Source organism: Chitinophaga ginsengisoli (genome assembly GCF_003014595.1).
Lineage (GTDB): Bacteria > Bacteroidota > Bacteroidia > Chitinophagales > Chitinophagaceae > Chitinophaga > Chitinophaga ginsengisoli.
The window spans coordinates 1-1,874 of sequence record NZ_PYGK01000044.1 but is presented as its reverse complement, the minus strand read 5'-3'; the positions used below and the strand labels follow the sequence as shown (position 1 = coordinate 1,874).

Genomic DNA, 1,874 nt, shown 5'->3' with positions numbered 1-1,874 from the left:
CAAGACAAGGGTGTCCACCGTGAGGTGGAATCTGAAGGAAGTCGGCGGCAAAATCCCGGTCTGACGAACAGAAACCGCATATAAGGCAATCACTGTTGGACAAGACTGCAACACAAGTCAAAGTCCTATACTATCGTAAAACAGTGGGTGTAAATGCGGCAGATATATGGGATGAAAGTGTATGAGCTTACCCAGGGAGATCTGTATAATAGCTGCCAGCGGGAGAAGCGCAGCCTAAAGGGGCAACTGTAGGTAGAGATACTCAACGGGATTATACAGAAGTCAGCTTTGGTAGTAGTATCCGTATCCCATTGACGGAGAAGGACCAAACATCAAAAGTCAAGGAATATCTCTGAAACTAGGCTGCTGTGAAGAAAGCAGAAAATACGGGATTAAGCCGTAGCTACCCTTTTAAAGATAAGCTGGAAGCTGAAGTATAAAAGGGAGTGCTGAGCATCAGACCTGAAAGAAGGAGTGAAACAAGACGAGTGGAGAAAACAAAAAAAGGGAAAGGAAAATGGACTTACTGGAAAGGATCTTACACAGACCGAATATGCAACGGGCCTTTAAACGAGTAAAATCGAATAAAGGGAGTGGTGGCGTGGACGGTATAGAAATGGAAGGGTTTAAAGCCCAGATAGAGGACGAATGGCCTTTCATTAAAACAGAGATTCTGGAAGGAGTTTATCAACCCGAACCCCTAAGAAGAGTTGAGATAGAGAAACCATCGGGTGGGACGAGATTATTGGGAATCCCCACTCTAATGGATAGAATGATCCAGCAAGGGATAGCGCAGGAACTTACGATACTTTATGATGGGATTTTTAGTGAAAACAGCTACGGCTTCCGCCCAAAAAGGAATGCGCACCAAGGGCTGCTGAAAGCGCGAGCGTATGTAAATGAAGGGTACAGCTATCTGGTAGATATAGACCTGGAACAATTTTTTGATCGCGTAAACCATGACTATCTGCTGACCTTGTTAAGTAAGCGGATTAAGGATAAACGCGTATTAAAGTTGATCCATCGCTATCTACAGGCAGGAGCAATGGAAGAGGGGGTGGCAAGAGTGAACCGGGAGGGTACCCCGCAAGGCGGCCCCCTTAGCCCAATTTTATCGAATATCCTATTGGATGAATTGGACCGGGAACTGGAAAAGCGTGGACACAAGTTCGTCCGTTATGCGGATGATATCTGCATATTTGCAAGAAGTGAGCGTGGATCGGAACGAGTCCTGTCAAGTATAAGTAAGTTCATTGAGAGAGTCCTGAAACTGAAAGTAAACCGGGTGAAAAGCAAGACAACGCGTCCCGGTGCGAGCAAACTGTTAGGGTATAGCTTTTACAAGCGGAAGAACGGGACACATGGGCTACTTATCGGAGCAGGAAGCATAAAGAAGTATAAAGACAAAGTCCGGAAGATTACTTGTCGAAGTACTCCAATCGGGATGTACAGCCGATACGAGCAACTAGCGAGTTTGAACCGAGGCTGGTACAACTACTTCAAGCTAAGTGATGCGCGCAGCATATTCTCCGAATTAGATGGCTGGGTTCGTCGTAGGCTCCGGTTATGCTACTGGAAACAATGGGGCTCACCCAAAACGCGGGCTAATATGTTACGCAAGCAAGGAATCCTTGGGGAACAAGCGTATAGCTGGAGCAATACTCGGAAAGGGTGTTGGCGTATCAGTGGAAGTCGCATCCTCTCAAATGCGTTTGGCAACTCTTACTTAAGAAGAGAAGGATACCTATCCCTAAAAGAGTTAAGTATCCTTCCAAACACACTATTTTGATGTGCCGCCGTATACGGACCCGTACGTACGGTGGCTGGAGGGGACGGCATGCGAAATAATCTCATGCCTCCTACTCACTTGTAGC

General features: G+C 46.5%; 1 protein-coding gene. It reads left to right on the top strand.

Annotation, left to right across the window (positions count from 1 at the left end; translation table 11 throughout):
* The first annotated feature begins 517 nt into the window (after window positions 1–517).
* Window positions 518–1,789, top strand: coding sequence for a group II intron reverse transcriptase/maturase (gene ltrA / locus CLV42_RS33580; RefSeq protein WP_106606322.1), 1,272 nt, complete (start codon window positions 518–520; stop codon window positions 1,787–1,789).
* Window positions 1,790–1,874 lie beyond the last annotated feature (85 nt).